This is a genomic window from Bradyrhizobium sp. USDA 3240, from assembly GCF_054063295.1.
Window position 1 is genome coordinate 612,009 of record NZ_JBSSGD010000002.1, and the last position, 16,909, is coordinate 628,917.

13 protein-coding genes are annotated in these 16,909 nt (G+C 64.2%); 4 read left to right on the forward strand and 9 right to left on the reverse strand.

Features of this window, described 5'->3' with window-relative positions; genetic code table 11:
• Positions 1-110: 110 nt before the first annotated feature.
• Positions 111-569: an N-acetyltransferase family protein gene (locus tag ACVIGA_RS03495; RefSeq protein ID WP_456665310.1), complete on the forward strand. Its 459-nt coding sequence runs from the start codon at positions 111-113 to the stop codon at positions 567-569.
• Positions 570-808: 239 nt separating this feature from the next.
• On the opposite strand, the gene ACVIGA_RS03500 is transcribed toward ACVIGA_RS03495, so the two are convergent.
• Positions 809-1,459: a hypothetical protein gene (locus ACVIGA_RS03500; RefSeq protein ID WP_456665311.1), complete on the reverse strand. Its 651-nt coding sequence runs from the start codon at positions 1,457-1,459 to the stop codon at positions 809-811.
• A 43-nt stretch (positions 1,460-1,502) separates the two neighbouring features.
• Here ACVIGA_RS03500 and ACVIGA_RS03505 point away from each other — a divergent pair, with 43 nt between their 5' ends.
• Positions 1,503-2,759 (forward strand): MBL fold metallo-hydrolase, encoded by a 1,257-nt coding sequence (locus ACVIGA_RS03505; protein WP_456665312.1) that lies wholly within the window; start codon positions 1,503-1,505, stop codon positions 2,757-2,759.
• Between the two features lie 73 nt (positions 2,760-2,832).
• Here the strand turns inward: ACVIGA_RS03505 and ACVIGA_RS03510 are convergent, their stop codons facing one another.
• The 6 genes from ACVIGA_RS03510 to ACVIGA_RS03535 all read right to left on the reverse strand — a co-directional run bounded on the left by ACVIGA_RS03510 (position 2,833) and on the right by ACVIGA_RS03535 (position 10,884).
• Positions 2,833-4,140 carry an amidohydrolase family protein gene (locus tag ACVIGA_RS03510; RefSeq protein WP_456670729.1) on the reverse strand — a complete coding sequence of 436 codons (1,308 nt, stop codon included), beginning with the start codon at positions 4,138-4,140 and terminating at the stop codon, positions 2,833-2,835.
• A gap of 147 nt (positions 4,141-4,287) precedes the next feature.
• A complete protein-coding gene (locus ACVIGA_RS03515) occupies positions 4,288-4,851 on the reverse strand; it encodes an HdeD family acid-resistance protein (RefSeq protein WP_456665313.1) in 564 nt (187 codons plus the stop codon).
• A gap of 51 nt (positions 4,852-4,902) precedes the next feature.
• Positions 4,903-6,555, reverse strand: coding sequence for an MFS transporter (locus tag ACVIGA_RS03520; RefSeq protein ID WP_456665314.1), 1,653 nt, complete (start codon positions 6,553-6,555; stop codon positions 4,903-4,905).
• 71 nt (positions 6,556-6,626) lie between these two features.
• Positions 6,627-7,625, reverse strand: coding sequence for a glutaminase A (gene glsA, locus ACVIGA_RS03525; RefSeq protein ID WP_456670730.1), 999 nt, complete (start codon positions 7,623-7,625; stop codon positions 6,627-6,629).
• Positions 7,626-8,346: 721 nt separating this feature from the next.
• The gene (locus ACVIGA_RS03530; RefSeq protein WP_456665315.1) at positions 8,347-9,561 is read right to left on the reverse strand and encodes an amidohydrolase family protein; all 1,215 of its coding nucleotides are present in this window, start codon (positions 9,559-9,561) and stop codon (positions 8,347-8,349) included.
• A gap of 123 nt (positions 9,562-9,684) precedes the next feature.
• The gene (locus tag ACVIGA_RS03535) at positions 9,685-10,884 is read right to left on the reverse strand and encodes an RluA family pseudouridine synthase (protein WP_456665316.1); all 1,200 of its coding nucleotides are present in this window, start codon (positions 10,882-10,884) and stop codon (positions 9,685-9,687) included.
• Between the two features lie 127 nt (positions 10,885-11,011).
• On the opposite strand from ACVIGA_RS03535, the gene ACVIGA_RS03540 reads away from it, so the two are divergent.
• On the forward strand, positions 11,012-11,953 hold the full coding sequence (locus ACVIGA_RS03540; protein ID WP_456665317.1) for an alpha/beta hydrolase: 942 nt from the start codon (positions 11,012-11,014) through the stop codon (positions 11,951-11,953).
• Positions 11,954-12,216: 263 nt separating this feature from the next.
• Here ACVIGA_RS03540 and ACVIGA_RS03545 read toward each other — a convergent pair whose 3' ends face one another.
• Both ACVIGA_RS03545 and ACVIGA_RS03550 read right to left on the reverse strand, forming a co-directional pair.
• Complete coding sequence (locus ACVIGA_RS03545; protein WP_456665318.1) at positions 12,217-13,551, reverse strand: replication-associated recombination protein A; 1,335 nt, start codon at positions 13,549-13,551, stop codon at positions 12,217-12,219.
• Positions 13,552-13,570: 19 nt separating this feature from the next.
• On the reverse strand, positions 13,571-14,929 hold the full coding sequence (locus ACVIGA_RS03550; RefSeq protein WP_456665319.1) for a DegQ family serine endoprotease: 1,359 nt from the start codon (positions 14,927-14,929) through the stop codon (positions 13,571-13,573).
• A gap of 344 nt (positions 14,930-15,273) precedes the next feature.
• On the opposite strand from ACVIGA_RS03550, the gene ACVIGA_RS03555 reads away from it, so the two are divergent.
• Positions 15,274-16,872, forward strand: a complete 1,599-nt coding sequence (locus tag ACVIGA_RS03555) for an OprO/OprP family phosphate-selective porin (RefSeq protein WP_456665320.1) — start codon at positions 15,274-15,276, stop codon at positions 16,870-16,872.
• The last annotated feature ends 37 nt before the right edge of the window (positions 16,873-16,909 follow it).

Genomic DNA, 16,909 nt, shown 5'->3' on the forward strand with positions numbered 1-16,909 from the left:
TTCGCTCATCCGGGCTACGCCCCACCGTGCCTCCGTGGCCCTTGAACTTGCCCTCAGCACGGCGCAAAGCGTGTCTGGCGCTACCGTTCGTCTCTATGGAATCTCGTTCAATGACACCAGTCGCTTTCCGCAAGGCTCAATCCGCCGACCTTCCGGCGATCATCGCCCTCCTCGCCAACGACGTCCTGGGGCAGCAGCGCGAGGATGCGAGCTCGCCGCCGAACCCACGCTATGTCGATGCATTCGAAGCCATCCTCGCCGATCCCCACCAATTGTTGGTCGTGGCAACCCTGGACGACGAGGTGATTGGGACCCTTCAACTCAGCTTCATTCCCGGAATCGCACGGCTGGGCGCCTGGCGGGGGCAGATCGAGGCGGTCCGAATTGCCGAGACGCACCGCAGCTCCGGCGTCGGGCAACAGATGTTCGAATGGGTGATCGCGCAATGCAAAGCGAGAGGCTGCGATCTCGTGCAGCTCACCACCGACAAGGCGCGCCCCGACGCACACCGCTTCTATGAGCGACTGGGATTCGTCGGCAGCCATCTCGGCTACAAGCTGATGCTCTAACCCTTCGCCGGCCGGTCAGAGTACGCCTTCTGACCTTCGGCCAGCAAAGCGCACGAACCATCATCAGGCCGTTCGGGGAGCCCTGTTAAGTCGACTGCCATAGGCCAAATAGAGTTTTGAGGTGATTGACGCGAGCACGGCCACGATCAGCACCACTTCGGCCGCCTGCAAGATAACGCCGATGGCCTGAGAAGCTGAAGGTAGCCCGGGCGACGAACCGGCGCCCTTGGGAGCGAGGATCACCCCGTCGACCCCGGCGAATGGAAGAGTTGGGAGCAAGCCAAGGGCGACGGCACAGAATATTTGGTAGGTATGTCCCCTGCTGTCGTCTCGGCGTTGCGCCACTCGGCACCGGGCGCATCTACAGCCAAGGCCGGAAACAGAATGACGATACCCAATATCGCGGTCCCTACAATAAAGCCGGTCACGAGAACCGCAATGAAGCCTCCGACAAGTGCCCAGAATGCCGGACCTTCGTTGCCCGGCGAAATCGGTTGCCCCGGGACCAGCGGCGCACCAAAGATGAAATGCCCGAGCACGAACCAAATCGCGATCGAGAGCCACAGAACCTGGATCGCAACGGCCAGGATGAAGTATCGCCGGACGCGTTGATCGGTCGGGTTGAGCGCATAGCGCGGTGTCACTTCGCCAAGCAAGACGTAACTGTGAACGGCAATCGCAAGCGGAGCCAGCATCAGGCTTTGCGATATGTAAAGACCTTCGGACACCGCAAGGTCAGCCGCGAATGAATAGCCCAGCAACAGTTGGCCCAGTGCCTCGGATACAAGGGTCAGGAGGAACGCCGGTCCAACCACAGGCACCATTTGCGCAATGGCATTCAACGCATCCCGCCAACCGGTCATTGCGATCTTAATAGCGGATGATTGCACGTAAGGTGCCCTACCGGGTCATGTTGCCTCGACGAACGGCTTATTGAAACTGGTCGCAAGCAGATTGTCGAGCCACATCAAGGCAGCGCCCCGGCATACCCACAGCAGCATGCATGCGCGCAGGGACGCGCCCGGTGAGTGGCGCGATCACAACACCTCGATGCGGCGCGGCCGGGCGTTGAGATGCGGCGCGGACTTTGGCAGTCTCGATGAAGATCAGGACGACGCGGGAGCCGACAGGATGTGGCGCTTCATTCTTCCGACACCCTTGCTGGCCGTCATCTGGCTGCTGCTGCCGCTTCCGGCCCAATCGGCGCCCTGCCTGCTCGTCACCTTGACCGGCACCATGAGCGGCCCCGCCCTGCGCAATGGCGTCGCGGGCGCCGGCACACTCGTGCGCTACGGAGACGACAGTGCCGATTGCGGAACGCTGAAGCTGCAGTTCGACGCAGGCCGCGGCACCGAACTGCGGCTGTCGCAACTGGACATCGAACCCGGCCAGATCGACGCCGTCTTCCTCACGCATATGCACTCGGATCACACCGAGGGCCTCGTCGACCTCCTGCTCGCGCGCTGGAACTGGAATTCGGGCGGGGACAAGCTCGATGTCGTCTGCAGCAGCGATGCGCCCTCGCCGCTCGGCTTCACCCTGAGCTGCGGCAAGTTTGTCGCGCATATCGGCGACGCCTTCATTCAGTCCGGCGAAATCGCGCAGCGGGTTTCGGAGGACAAGAGACGGTTGGCTGGCGGACCTACTGAGCTTGTGCATCTCGTCACATTCGAGCCAAAGGACGAGCCACAGGTTATCTGGTCAAAGGGCGAGGTCCGGGTGAGCGCGATCCGCTCGACCCACATCGCGGGCCATGCCTCCTATCGCGTCGACACGCCGGTCGGCAGCGTCGTGATCGGAGGCGATGCCAGCAATGACAGCGCCGCTCCGCCGCGCCCGACTTCGACGTCGGCGCAAGTCGAGAAGCTGGCACAAGGCGCCGACGTGATCGTGCACTCGACCATGCATCCCATCATGGGTCCGGAGCGCGACAGCGGCATGCCGCCGCCCGTGTTCTACCGCCAAAGCCTGGCGCCCGACCTTGGCGCCATGGCACAACGCGTGGGCGCCAAATATCTGATGCTGACCCACCTCGCGCCGCAGGTCGGGGCAACGCATCACGGCCCCTACAAGGTCCCCGGTGGCGCGCTCACCGAAGCGGACTATCGCGCCGCCGCCGAAGCCGGCGGATTTACCGGCACGACGATTGTCGGCTCGGATCTCACCACCTTGCGCCTTCCTCCCAAATAGACCGACGCAGCGCGACAACGAATGAATGTCACGCCCTCGCGCGTCAGTCACGGGTGTTGGCGCAGAGCCGCGTCTACCTGTTGCGGTCACCACCAAGAAGATTCTTGTAGACCTTTCCATCCTTCATGATGACCAGGAAGTTCTTTGCCGGATCTTCGATCAGTTTGATGTTCTCGATCGGATTGCCATCGACCAGCAGAAGGTCGGCCAGCGCGCCTTCCTCCACCACGCCAAGCCTGCCTGGATATGGATTTCGAAGCCCGGACAGACTGAGCAACTCGGCATTCGTCGATGTCGCCATCGCAAGCGCTTCAGCCGGCGTATACCATCGCGTGAGCGTCGTCAGCATGGCGCCTTGCTTGTCAGCGAGCGCCTTCGAGAACAGGACATCCGTGCCGAATGCCGTCTTCAACTTGTACTTCTTCGCGAAGCCGTACACCCTGTCGGTGCCGGCAACGACCTGGCGCATCTTCTCCTGCTCGGCCGGTCCAAGGGCACTGGCGCCCGACAGATCGAGAAAGGGCTGCGTGCTCAGCCAAACTCCCTTGTCCGCCATCAGGCGGGCCGACGCGTCGTCCATCAGGTGACCGTGCTCGATAACCTTGACGCCCGCTGCGATCGATCGCTGGACTGCAACCGACGTATAGGCGTGTACGGCAACGTAAGTGCCCCAGTTCTCGGCGGCCTCGACCGCCGCGCGCAGCTCCGGTTCAGTGAACGTTGACACATCGAGCGGACTGAACGGTGACGCCACCCCGCCGCCCGCCGTGAGCTTGACCTGAGATGCTCCCTGCATGAGCTGCTCGCGCGCGCGGACGCGAACTTCATCCGGGCTGTCCGCGACCATGGCGCCACCTATTCTCTCCATGCGGCTGAGCATGCCGCCGATCGTTCTGGGCAGATCGGACAGCTGCCGGAAATCGCCATGGCCGCCGGTGATGGTGATCATGGCACCGGATGGGTAGATGCGCGGGCCGACGACGAGACCCTCGTCGATCGCCCGCTTGAGGGAAAAGGCCGGTCCGCCCATGTCGCGCACGGTGGTGAAGCCGCGCATGAGCGTGGCCGTTGCCTCCGCGGCCGCAAGGAGATTTGTGTAGCCGACGTCGCCAGCTATCGCGGCCGCCGGCGTCGGGCGCACCAGCATCGCATGCCAATGCGCGTCGATCAGCCCGGGCATCAGCACCCGCCCGTCGCCGGCGATCAGCTGGGCATCGGCCGTGATCGCCGCAGTCGAGATCTTCTCGATCTTGTTGTTCCGGACCAGCACATTGGACGGCCCGGAGAGCGCGCCATTCTTGCCATCAAAAATGCGGACGTTCTGGAACAGCACGCCGGCATCCTGCTGCGCGCGCGCCGGCGGCGAGCCAATCAGGCCCATCACAATCAACGCGACCAGCGCGGAAACGCAGAGGCTTTTGCTCAAACCTGACATGTCCACTCTCCGCCGATAGGGCATCGTTCGAGATCGTCATTGACCTGGCTGTGCGCGGGACCTGATGAAGGCTGATTGCAGGTCCTCGACGGCCTATTGAGCCGCTCTGGCGGCAGGCTGCAAAGCATAGGTCAGCCATCCCACGCCATGAGACAGCAGATCGATCCCCAGCAGCAGACCGAGTACCCACAGCCCGGTTGCCGGAAACCCGGTCAGAATGACGAGGCCTGCCAGGATGCCAAACACTCCGGATGCCAGCATGATCCAGCCGGACTGCTGCCAATGGCCGATGCCGACCAGCACGCGCACGATCCCGGAGACCAAAAGCAGGAGACCGAGGGCATAGGTCAGGAGCAGCGCGCTCGCCACCGGCTGGCTCAGCAGGACGATGCCGCATGCAAGGTAGAGCACCCCGAGCAGAAGCTGCCACACGAATCCGCCCCAGCCCTTGGTCCAGAACGCGTGCAGGATTTCGAACGCGCCGGCGACGATCGCCGTCCAGCCGATGAAGATGGCGCTGATCACGGTGAAAAGCACCACATCTCCCAAGACCAGAAGGCCCGCGGCGATCATCACGAAACCGAGCAGAACGCACACCCAGAGTGGCGGACCAGGCAGGCCGCGCAGCATTGTGGAGCTGTTCTCGTAGGTCGCCATGTCATCCTCCCTGATCCCAAGGCCCGGCGGGGCCCAACGCCCAACATCCAGTCAGGCCGATTGCTCGCCCTCGCTTGTCGCTCCGTCGTCCGGTATTTCTCCCGGCCGGTAATTCGGTAGCCGACCCGCGGGAATGATCGCAAGCAAAGCGAGGCCGGCCATGATCAGCAATCCGATCTTCAACGCCCGCAGGCGCGCATCGGTGTTGACCCGAACGGCTTCCTCGACCTGCTGCGGCGTACCGCTGGTGGCCTCGAGCACGCTGCGCAGCCGGTCATTGCTGACGAAGGTGATGTTGCTCAGATCGACCTGGCTCTGAAGTTCCTTGGTCAGCACCGGACTGGCCGCGATCCTGCCGAGCGCGATCGTGCTCAAGAGACCGACGAGAAGAGCCCCGGCCACCGCGGTGCCAACCGCAGCCGCCAGATTCTGTGCGGTCCCGCGCAAGGACCCGACATCCCCGGCCAATTGCTTGGGCGAGGCAGTCACGAGAACGTTGAACAGCAGCGTCACCAGCGAGCCCTGGCCGATGCCGAACAGCACGAGACCAAACAGAACGGGAATCTCGCTCCAGTCGTTGCGCACGACGAACGCGAGCCATAGCAACGCGACGGTGCAGAGACCAAAGCCGAAGCGTCCGATCTGGCGAGGCGTCAGTTTGTCGTACAGATTGACGATCAGCATCGCCGAGACAAAAACCGTCAGATTGAAGGGCATCATCGCGATCGCCGTCGCGATCGGAGAACGTCCCTGCACGATCTGAATGTAGAGCGGCACCGTAAAGTTCAGGGCAGCCTCGAGCGCCACGACCGCGAATAGCGCGTAGACGGCACACCTCTCCTGCGGCGAGTCGATCACCTCCAACGCCAGCAGCGGCGTCTTCCCTGCGGCTTGCTGCCGATGCGTCCACATCAGGAATGCCTGCCCGAGTACAAAGCCGAGCACGATCAGGATCGGTGCCGGCGACACGCCCAGCAAGTCGAACGGCGCGTTAGCGGCCGCCAGGATCACTCCCCAGCCGTTCAAATTATTGAATCCGAAGCTGATGAAAATGATTGCGCTCGCGGCAAGGGCGACGCCGATCAGATCGATCCGAACATCCGGGCGCCCGCGGTCCGGCCGCAGGCGGAAACTCAGCGCGAAAGCGACCGCCGAGGCCGCGATGAGAATTGCAAACGCGGGGCGCCAGCCGATGTAGGTGCCAAGCAACCCACCGATGACAAATGCCAGCACGCCGGCGGCAGCCCGCGCCGAGCCAAGCGCACCAAGGGCCGTCGCCTGCTGGCGTCCGGCATAATTCTCGGCAATCAGCGCGACCAGCGAGGGCACGATCACCGCGCCCGCAACGCCGCAAAGCGCCTGAGCGGAAATCATGACGGAAGCCGTAGGGCTGAACGTCATCGCGATCTGCGATATCAGGAAAAGCACGACGGCACCGCGAAAGACCTGCACCGCCCCGAACCTTTGGGCGAGCTTCGCGCCAAGCATCACGAACCCGGCCACCAGCATCGAGTAGGCCACGATTCCGGTCGCGACCGTGGTCGGCGGCACTCCGAAGCTCGCCACCATTCCCCCCATCGCAACCGGCAACGACGCGACGTTGAACGACATGATCATCTGACCGAACGCGATCGCGATCATGGGCACCCATGATGCACGCTCTTCCTGCCGAATATCGCCGATCGAGATCGCTTGCGCTGCCATCGTGTCCTCCAACCTGCCCGGCGTTGCGATCGATCGAGCTACAGTTCCACCGATCCTCAGAGCATCTTGTTTCACTCGTCCGGTTGGGACACGAACAGATCCATGCCCAGTCTTTGCGACAGGAACTTCGCGGCGAGCTGCCCTCGCACGCTGTTGCCGGCCGCATCCAGTGGCGGCCCGAAGGTGCCGAAGCCACCTTTTCCCGGAGACACCGCGACGATGCCGCCACCGATGCCGCTCTTGCCGGGCAGACCGATGTCGTACAGCCAGTCACCTGACGTTTCATACAATCCGGCAGTGACCATGACAGCCAGCGCATAGTGGCAGACCGCCGCATCGACCACCCGCTTCCGAGTGACCGGATTGACTCCACCATCAGCCAGCGTCGCGCCCATCACAGCCAGATCCCTGGCGCTCACATTCAGGGAACACTGCCTGGTGTAGAGATCGGTCGCTTGCCTGGCGTCGCAGTAGATCCGGTCGTAGCTCTCCAGCAACCGGGCGATGCTTCGATTGCGAAAATTGGTCTTCGATGCCGAGGCGTAGACCTCCTCGTTGAGCGAGAGCTTGCGGCCCGCGAAACGCGAGAGGCCGTCATGAATGAAGCGCCATTGCTCCTCCGTGCTCGGACCCGGCACGAGGCTTGTGGTCGCGATCGCACCCGCGTTCACCATCGGGTTGGTGCGCCCGGCTCCGTGCTCGATCGCCGCCAGCGAATTGAACGGCAGCCCGGTCGCATTGGCACCCAATTTTGCGCGAGCCTCTTCGGGGCCGATCGCCTCGCACACCAGCGCGAACACGAATGGCTTCGACACACTCATGATCGAGAATTCGTAATCGATATCGCCGGCACCGTAGACGCGTCCGCTGGCACCGGCCACGCAGACGCCGAACAGCTCACTCGGCACTCTGGCCAGCGCCGGGTAGACCTGCGAATTGTTTCCTTCGTTGTTCGACTTGAAGCGCAGATGAGCTTGAGACACGAGCTCCTGCACCATCTCGGGATCGGGCAAGTGCCCCGTCGAGATGAAAGGCCGCTCCGCTTGTTCCGCGATCGAAGGTCGCCACATTGGCTCTCCTTCCGGATTTCGACCCTCATGTTTCAGGTCGTTTGGTCGGCAACCTAAAATAGGCACCAAAAAAACACGGAGTCAACGATCCGCCCCTACAGCATTTGCAATGCTTGTGTTGGTCTAGCGCACTTTACGACAAATGAGCTGAACGCGTTGCGCGTCGCAGAAATACAGCGCTATGCAGGATGTGCCACTTCATCGACCCCTGCGACGTTCCAACACAGCTAAGTCAACAGGGCTGCCCAATCGCCAGTGGCGCAATTGAATCAAAAGAGAAATCGTCTTGCCAGCAACGAGCGATTTGCATCATTGGTGCTCGGGAGTACGATCGTCGCGTGCGGATGTGAGCCTGCCGTTTGTCCGAGCAACACCGGCACGTGGCGATGGTGGAATGACCGCATCACTTGCAGAGTGAGGTTGATCATGGTGGCGCGCGCAAGCGACGGACAGTTTCTGCTGGTAAAGAAGCTTGGTGGGCTGGTTGCTATCGTTCTTGGCTGCTTGTTGACGGCAGTGGGTGTGACGTTCGAATCCACGAGCACAACCGTTGTTGGCGTCCTGTTTCTTGTGCTCGGGGCGGTCCTGCTCACACTCAAGATCATGCGACGAAATCAAGGCGGTCCGTTTGGATAGCCAATCAGATTCGGACATTCGATTGCTTTGAACGGGATCGCTGCGGGTCAACGCTGCGTTTGATTTGCGCGTTCCCGGCCGGCTGTCAGGGCTTCTGATAGATCACGTGACCTGCACGGATGGTCATGCTCACCTTCGCAAGATTGGCGACGTCGCTGAGCGGATCACCGTCGAGCACCACGAGATCGGCGTCTAAACCCTGCTCCACCCTGCCCTTCTTCGCGGCCTTGAAGAACCGTGCCGGATTGGTGGTCAGTGAGGCCAGCACTTGGCGTTCCGACAGCGCGCGGTGCATCAGCTGGAATTCCTGCGTGGTGTCGTACAGCTTGGTGAAGCCGACATCGGTGCCGAACAGCACCGTGCCGCCGTTCTCCGAGAACTGCTTGAGCTGATTGACGGTCGCGGCCACCAGACGGTTGGTGACGTTGGGGTCGAGAACCACCGTCGTGAACAGCGAAAGCGTCGGGATCAGCGCCGTCCCCTGCGCCTTGAACCGCGCCAGCTGGTCATCGGTGTAGCTCCGCTCGCTGGGCGTGGTGTGCGCGAGCACGTCGACGTCGGCTGCGATCACCGTTTCGACGCCGAACTTGTTCTGCGGGTGCGCGAACACCGGCCTGCCCTGCGCATGCGCGACATCGACGGCCGCCTTGGCGATCGCCGGGTCCATGTTGATGACGGGCTTGTCGCCCATGAACGCGCCGGTGAACAGTTTGATGCCGTCCTCGCCCATCGCGAGCCAGTCGCGCGCCCACTTCGCCGCCTCCTCCGGCGTCGCGGCTTCAGGAAGCTGGATTTCGGGCGGCAGGTAGACCGGATGCCCGCCCTTGGGAAACACGTTGCCGGCGAGCAGGATGGTGGGGCCGGCGACCTCACCCGCCGCGATGCGCTTGCGCAGCGGCAGCGTGTTCCGAGGATCGGAGCCGAGATCCCAGACGGTGGTGAAACCCCATCGGGTCAGCATCTCCTGCATGTGCTGCGTCAGCGGTGCGGCCGGTGTCTCGCCGGCGTTGTGCCAGACATGTTCCGTGAAATGCACGTGGCTGTTCCAGAACCCGGCAACGATGGTTTTGCCGCTGCAATCGATCAGGCGCGCATCCGACGGCTGCTTGACGTCACCGGACTTGCCGACTGCGCTGATCACGCCGTCCGTGATCACGATCGCCGCATCCGGCAACGCAGCCGCATCGGCCGATGCGTAAAGCGTGCCGCCGCGCAGCACCACGGTCTCGGCATGTGCCGCCGCAGCGGCGACAGCCGAGCCAATCAGGAAAAGCGCGACGCGTAACCAGATCCCGGTCATGGACAGCCTCTTTGACGGTTGCATGCCGGCAGTGCCCGGCGCGCGGCAACATAGCCGCGGCGCGATGAGCCGCTTTGATCGTTCTTGCTGTCCGCGGCGGATATCGGGAGGCGGCGTCCGCCGTCACTCCTCGGGGGCGTTCTCGATTGGATCGAACCGATCGGCCTCGAGCCCGAGCAGATTCCAGGATTGCAGCATATGCGGCGGCAGCGGCGCTGTTGCATCGATCACACCGCCGCGCGGATGCGGAATCACGATGCGGCGGGCGAGCAGATGCAGCCGGTTCTGCAGGCCGCCCGGCAGCTGCCAGTTCTCCTTGTTGAAATACTTGGGATCGCCGACGATGGCGTGATCGATATGCGCCATGTGGGCGCGCAATTGATGGGTGCGGCCGGTCACCGGCTTGAGCGACACCCAGGCGAGCTTCGTCGCCGAGGTCTCGACCACGGCGTAGTAGGTCACGGCGTGGCTGGCGCCCTCGTCGCCATGCGCCGCGATCCGCATGATGCTGTCCTCCTCGCTCTCCTCCTTGGCGAGATAGGTCGAGATCCGGCCCTGCTTCGGCTTCGGCACGCCGGCGACCAGCGCCCAGTAGATCTTGCGCGCCGAACGATGCCGGAAAGAGCCGGTCAGAGCGGTCGCGGCAAAGCGCGTCTTGGCGATCAGCAGGCAGCCCGAGGTCTCGCGGTCGAGCCGATGCACCAGCCGGGGCTTCTGGCCCTTGGCGTCGCGCATCACCTCCAGCATGTCGTCGACATTGCGCGTGATGCCGGAGCCGCCCTGAACCGCCAGGCCTGCGGGCTTGTTCAGCACCATCACGTCGGCGTCCTCGAACAGGGTCATATCCTTGAGGTCCTGGAGGGTCTTCTTCGCCGCTTCGGACAGGCTGGCGGCCGCCTTCGGCGTATCGAGCCGCAGCGGCGGTATGCGGACGCTCTGCCCTTCTTCCAGCCGGTCCTTGCTGTCCGCACGCTTGCCGTTGACGCGCAACTCGCCCTTCCGAACAATGCGCTGGATATGGGAAAACGACAGGCCGGGGAAACGCGCCTCGAGAAAGCGGTCGACGCGCATGTTGTCCTCGTCCGCCGTCACCACCACGGTCTGCACCTTGGTCGGCAGCGGCGGCGGTTCGGCGACGCTCTTTTCGGGCTCGGGCGACACGAATGGCTTGGGCGCCCGCTGCTTGTCGCCAAGGCGCACCGCTGCCGACTTGCCGCCCGCACGATGCGCCGGCCCCCGCTCGGCCGCCGGGCCGCGATGGGGACGCGCGCCTTTGGCGCGCTCGCTCGCTGGGCGGAGAGGTCTCTTGACGCGGCGGCTCATGGGGTTGCAACTCCGAAGTTAAGCCCGTGGGTAGCGCAAATGCCGCGAATCGTCACGGCGAAATCGGTGTGAATCCGGCGCAACATCGGCCAAGTTCGGCCGCCTGCGGCAATCGAGGGGCCTTGGAATGAGATTGGCACTATCGGCTTTGGCGGCGGCCCTGATGCTGTCAGGGCCGGCGCTCGCCCAAGAGAGCCCTATGCCGGAAGATCTGGCCTGGAAGCTCCTGGAACTCGGCCGCGTCGTCGAGATGCCCAAGACGGCCGCGCTCTACGCACCGATGCAACAGAAGGAGCCCTATCAGGGCGTCAAGGTCGAGCGCGACGTCAAGTACGGTCCCGCCGACCGCCATCTGCTCGACGTGTTCGCGCCCGACCCAGCGGCGGCGGCGCCCCGGCCGGTGCTGATCTACATCCATGGCGGTGGCTTCATTGCCGGTAGCAAGCGCAACCCCGGCAGCCCGTTCTACGACAACGTCATGCTGTGGGCCGCCAAGAGCGGCTTTGTCGGCGTCAATGCCACCTATCGCCTGGCGCCGGCCTTTCCGTGGCCGGCAGGCGCCGAAGACATGGGCGCGATCGTGCAGTGGGTCGCGGAGAACATCGCGAGCCGCGGCGGCGACCCCAGGCGCATCTTCCTGATGGGCCAGTCGGCCGGCGCGATCCATGTCGCGAGCTATGTGTCACACGGCGAATTCCACAAGGTGAAGGGCGGCGGCGTTGCCGGCGCGATCATGGTGTCGGGCATCTACGATCTGACGGCTTCGCCGGCCGGCGATGCCGAGCTCGCCTATTACGGCTCCGATCCCTCGCGCTACGCCGAACGCTCCTCGCTGCAAGGGCTGCTCGCGAGCCCGATCCCGTTCCTGATCACCGCGGCCGAGCTCGATCCGCCGCGCTTCGTCGAGCAGTTCGAACTGTTGAGACAGGCCAGCTGCAAGCGGCCGAGCGGCTGCGCCCGCAGCTTCATGCTGCCGCAGCACAGCCATACGTCGGAGGTCTATGCGATCAACACGCCGGACACGCGGCTGACGGATGAGATTTTGGAGTTCGTGAAGAGCGTGAAGTGACGCGCTAGCGCAATATGAAGTTATGGGCCGTCGCAGCGGGCGCTGCCAAAATATCGAAAACAACCCCATGCAAAGTAGCCGGCGGCGCGCGGCGTTCGACCAAGCAACTTGACACGTCGGGCAACTCAGGGATATATTTCTAATATTCCGAAGTTACAAAAATTGCATATGGCATTTGCGGGCTTCTGCAACTGACGTTCGCACGCCGCAGGCGGAAACGGGAACGCGCGTTATTCGCGGCCGCAGCCTAATCTCGTCTTGCTTTAGCTCCCGCCGCGCTCCTTGCGCAGCCGCTGCCAATAATCCAGCCGCTTGCGGATCTCGCGCTCGAAGCCGCGGTCGGGCGGATCGTAGAAGGTCTGGCGTCCCAGCGCTTCCGGGAAATAGTCCTGGCCGGAGAACGCGTCGGGCGCGTCGTGATCGTATTGATAGCCGGAGCCGTAGCCTTCCGACTTCATCAGCTTGGTCGGCGAATTCAGGATGTGCTTCGGCGGCAGCAGCGAGCCGCCCTGCTTGGCGCTCTGCATCGCGGCGCCGAATGCCGTGTACACCGCGTTCGATTTCGGCGCGGTCGCGAGATAGACCACGGCCTGCGCGATCGCGAGCTCGCCCTCCGGCGAGCCCAGGAAATCATAGGCATCCTTGGCGGCGTTGCAGACCGCCAGCGCCTGCGGATCGGCGAGACCAATGTCCTCGACCGCCATCCGCACCACGCGCCGCGCCAGGAACAGCGGATCCTCGCCGGCATCGAGCATGCGCGCGAGATAATACAATGCCGCATCCGGATCGGAGCCGCGCACCGACTTGTGCAGCGCCGAGATCAGATTGTAGTGACCGTCGGCCGATTTGTCGTAGATCGGCGCGCGGCGTTGCAGGATGGCTTGCAACTGCTCGGCGTTGAACACCTCGCCCTTGCGTGCGGCGCGCCAGACCTCTTCGGCCAATGTCAGCGAGGCGCGGCCGTCACCGTCGGCCATGCGCACCAGCACGGCGCGCGCTTCCGCATCGAGCGGCAGGGCCTTGCCCTCGATCTTCTCGGCATTGGCAAACAGCCGCTCGATCGCAGCGGTATCGAGCGAGTGAAACACCAGCACGCGAGCCCGCGACAGAAGCGCCGCGTTGAGCTCGAACGACGGGTTCTCGGTGGTGGCGCCGACCAGCACCACGGTGCCGTCCTCCATCACCGGCAGGAAGGAGTCCTGCTGCGCGCGGTTGAATCTATGCACCTCGTCGACGAACAGCAGCGTCCCCTTGCCGGTCTCGCGCCGGGCGCGCGCGGCATCGAACGCCTTCTTCAAGTCAGCGACGCCGGAGAACACCGCGGAGATCTGCTCGAAATGCAACTCGGTGGCATCGGCCAGCAGCCGCGCCACGGTGGTCTTGCCGGTGCCGGGCGGTCCCCAGAACACCAGCGAGCCCAGCGTGCGCGTCTCCAGCATGCGGGTCAGCGCGCCGTCGGGGCCGAGGATATGATCCTGGCCGACGACGTCGGCCAGCGTGCGCGGGCGCAACCGGTCCGGCAGCGGGTGTGGCGCGTCCTGCTCCATTCCCGCCGCGGCGAACAGGTTGTTGGCCTCACGCGGTTGCTTCGGGCTCACTTACAGCTCACCTTGGGGCTCATCCGCCGAGCGTCACATTGATCTGCTGGCCGCCGCGCACCAGCGTGATGCGCCAGATCCGCGACCCCGCCTTCGATACCTTGTCGAGGTCGCTGGTGCGCACGATCTTCTCGTTGTTGACGGCAAGAATGATGTCACCCTTCTGGAAGCCCACATTGGCGGCCGTGCCGTCATCGGCGAGCTCGGTGACGACGACGCCCTCCGCGCCGGCGTCGAGATGCAGCTCATCGGCCAGCGCCGGTGAGATGTTGGCGACCTTGGCGCCCTGGAATGGCGAACGCGCGGTCAGCACGATCTCGTCGCGGTTGGTGTCGGGCGCGGTCTCCAGCGGCACGGTGAGCTTCACCGGCTTGCCGGCGCGCTGCACCTCGATCTCCGCGTTGCCGCCGAGCGGACGGGTGGCGAAGCGGTAGTCGAACGCGTTGGGATCGTCGATCGGCGTGCCGTCGATCCCGACGATCAGATCGGACAGTTTGAGCCCGGCCTTCGCCGCCGGGCTGTTCGGCGCGACATTGGCGACCAGCGCGCCGGTCGGCAGCTTCAGCCCGAGCGTCTCCGCGATCTCCGGCGTGACCGCCTGCAGCCGCGCACCGAGCCAGGGCCGCTTGACGGCCTTGCCGCCGCTCTTGGCAGATGCCACCACCACCCGCACCATGTTGGCGGGGATCGCGAAGCCGATGCCCTGCGAGCCACCGGAGCGCGAGAAGATCGCGGTGTTGATGCCGGCGAGCCGGCCGGTCATGTCGACCAGCGCGCCACCCGAATTGCCGGGATTGATCGCCGCATCGGTCTGTATGAAGAATTGATAATCCGTGATCCCGACTTGAGTGCGCGCCAGCGCCGAGATGATGCCGTGCGTCACGGTCTGGCCGACGCCGAACGGATTGCCGATCGCCAGCACGACGTCGCCGACCTGCAGCTGGTCCGAATTGGCGAAGTCGAGCGTCGCGAACTTCTCCTTGTTGGTGCCCTTCAGCCGCAGCACCGCGAGGTCGGTGCGGCTGTCCTTCAGCACGATCTCGGCCTCGTATTCGCGCTTGTCGGCGAGCGAAACCTTCACCTGGTCGGCGCCCTCGATCACGTGATTGTTTGTGACCACAAGGCCGGAGCCGTCGACCATCACGCCGGAGCCGAGCGCGCGCTGCATCTGCTCGGGCTGCTGCCCCGGGACGCCGAAGAAGCGGCGGAAGACCGGATCGTCCAGAAACGGATTGCGGTTCTGCACCGTCTTGGCGGCGTAGACGTTGACCACCGCCGGCTGCACCCGCTGCACGATTGGCGCATAGGACAATTGAAGCTCGGCCTGCGAGGACGGCACGCGACGGTCCTGGGCCGCGGCCGGGGACAGATTCCCCATGAAAGCCAATGTGCACAGAGCGGATATGGCAGCGAAGCGGACAGGTCGGAGCATTCTCACCTCTCGTGGAAACGCCGGAATATAGGCGTGTTCGCCGGGCAATTGAAGGGCGCCCGGCGGGATAACTGGCCCCCGCCGGACCGGTGCAAAACCGCCGGTAGCCGCGTTGAAGCGCGCCGCCAAACTTCTATGATGATTGTCATCTCACTGCGCCGCTCCGCTTGTTGCCCGCGGACAACAAGCGGAACTGCGATGCCAGGCGGCGCTGTCGTGTGTCAGTCACGATCAACTCCTAGGACGTTTCAGTGAGTGAGTGGGGAATTCAAACACAACAGGGGTGCACAATGGGTGCGACAAAAGTTGGTGCAATCGCCATCGGGCTTGCAGGGGCGCTCGCCGCCTCTCCGGCCTATTCGCAATCGGCCGGAGGCGGCAGCGACGCGGAGATCGCGCTGCTGAAGCAGCAGCTGAAGATGCTCGAGCAGAAGCTCGACAAGCTACAGAAGCAGACCAATGCCAATACCGCGACCGCTGCCAGCGCAAACGCCAACGCGAAGGCGGCCGATGCCAAGGCCGCGCGGGTCGCAAGCGCCAACGCAGCGATCCCGGTCAAGGGCCCGGTCGCGCCGTCCGGCGTCGTGGTGACGATGCCGAACAACCGGCCGACGATCTGCACTGCGGATGAACAGAACTGCGTCGCGATCACGAGCCGCGTGCACTGGGATGTCGGCGGCTACGACTATCGTCCGAACACCGCAGGCACCTCGCCGCAGAAGCTCGACAGCGGCGAGAACCTGCGCCGCGCCCGCATCGGCATCATCGGCAAATTCTTCGGCGACTGGAATTACGCGCTGGTCTACGACTTCGGCGGCTCGTCCGACGGCTTCGGCGGTGCGGCACCGGGATCGCTGCCGGGCGGCGGCACCTCCGGCGTCGAGAATGCGTATCTGAGCTACACCGGCTTGAAGCCGTTCGGCGGCAAGATGGCGATCGAAGGCGGCATCATGGACCTGCTCTGGACCATGGACGAGTCGACCAGTTCCAACGACATCCTGTTCATGGAGCGCGCCTCGGCCGGCATCATCGCGCAGAACGTCGCGGCCGGCGACTTCCGTTCCGCCATCGGCACCCGCTGGTGGAACGACCAGCTCTGGCTCGGCGGCTATGCCACCGGACCGACCACCGGCCAGATTCACTCGGCCTCCAGCGTTACCCCGGCGGGATCATCGGAGCAGTATGGCGCGGTGGTCCGCGTCGCCGGCAATCCGATCAGCGGCAAGGACTATTCGGTGCATATCGGCGCCGATGCGGAATGGCTGGTGCAGCCGCCGCGCAATCAGCTGACGCAGGCGCGGACGCTCACGCTGAACGACCGGCCCGAGCTGCGCATCGACCCCACGACGCTGATCTCGACCGGCGCGATCGCCAACGTCTCGGGCGCGCAGGTCTACGGCGTCGAGGCGGCCGCGACCTACGGCCCGTTCATCGCGCAGGGCGAGTACTATTGGTTCAATGTCGACCGCTCTGCGAATACCGGGCTGCCGCCGTTCGGCGCGCCGAGCCTGAAATTCGACGGCGGTTACGCGCAGGTCGGCTACGTGCTGACCGGCGAGAACCACGCCTACAACCCGGCCACGGCTTCCTATGGCGGCATCAAGCCGCACGATCCGTTCTCGCTTGCCGGTGGCGGCATCGGCGCGTGGGAAATCGCGGGCCGTGTCAGCACGATGAACCTCAACGACCAGGTCGGCCAGGCCGTCGGCATCGCGGGCGGACGGCAGACCGTCTACACCGCCGCGCTGAACTGGTACGTCAACAACAATGTCCGCTTCATGCTGAACTACCTGCACGGCGACGTCGCCAAGCAGGCTTCGGCGACCTCGCCTGCGGATGCCGGTTCGAAGTTCGACGCGGTCGCACTGCGTACCCAGGTTGCGTTCTGACGCGACCTGATCAGTCGTCAACAACGGAAGGCCGTGA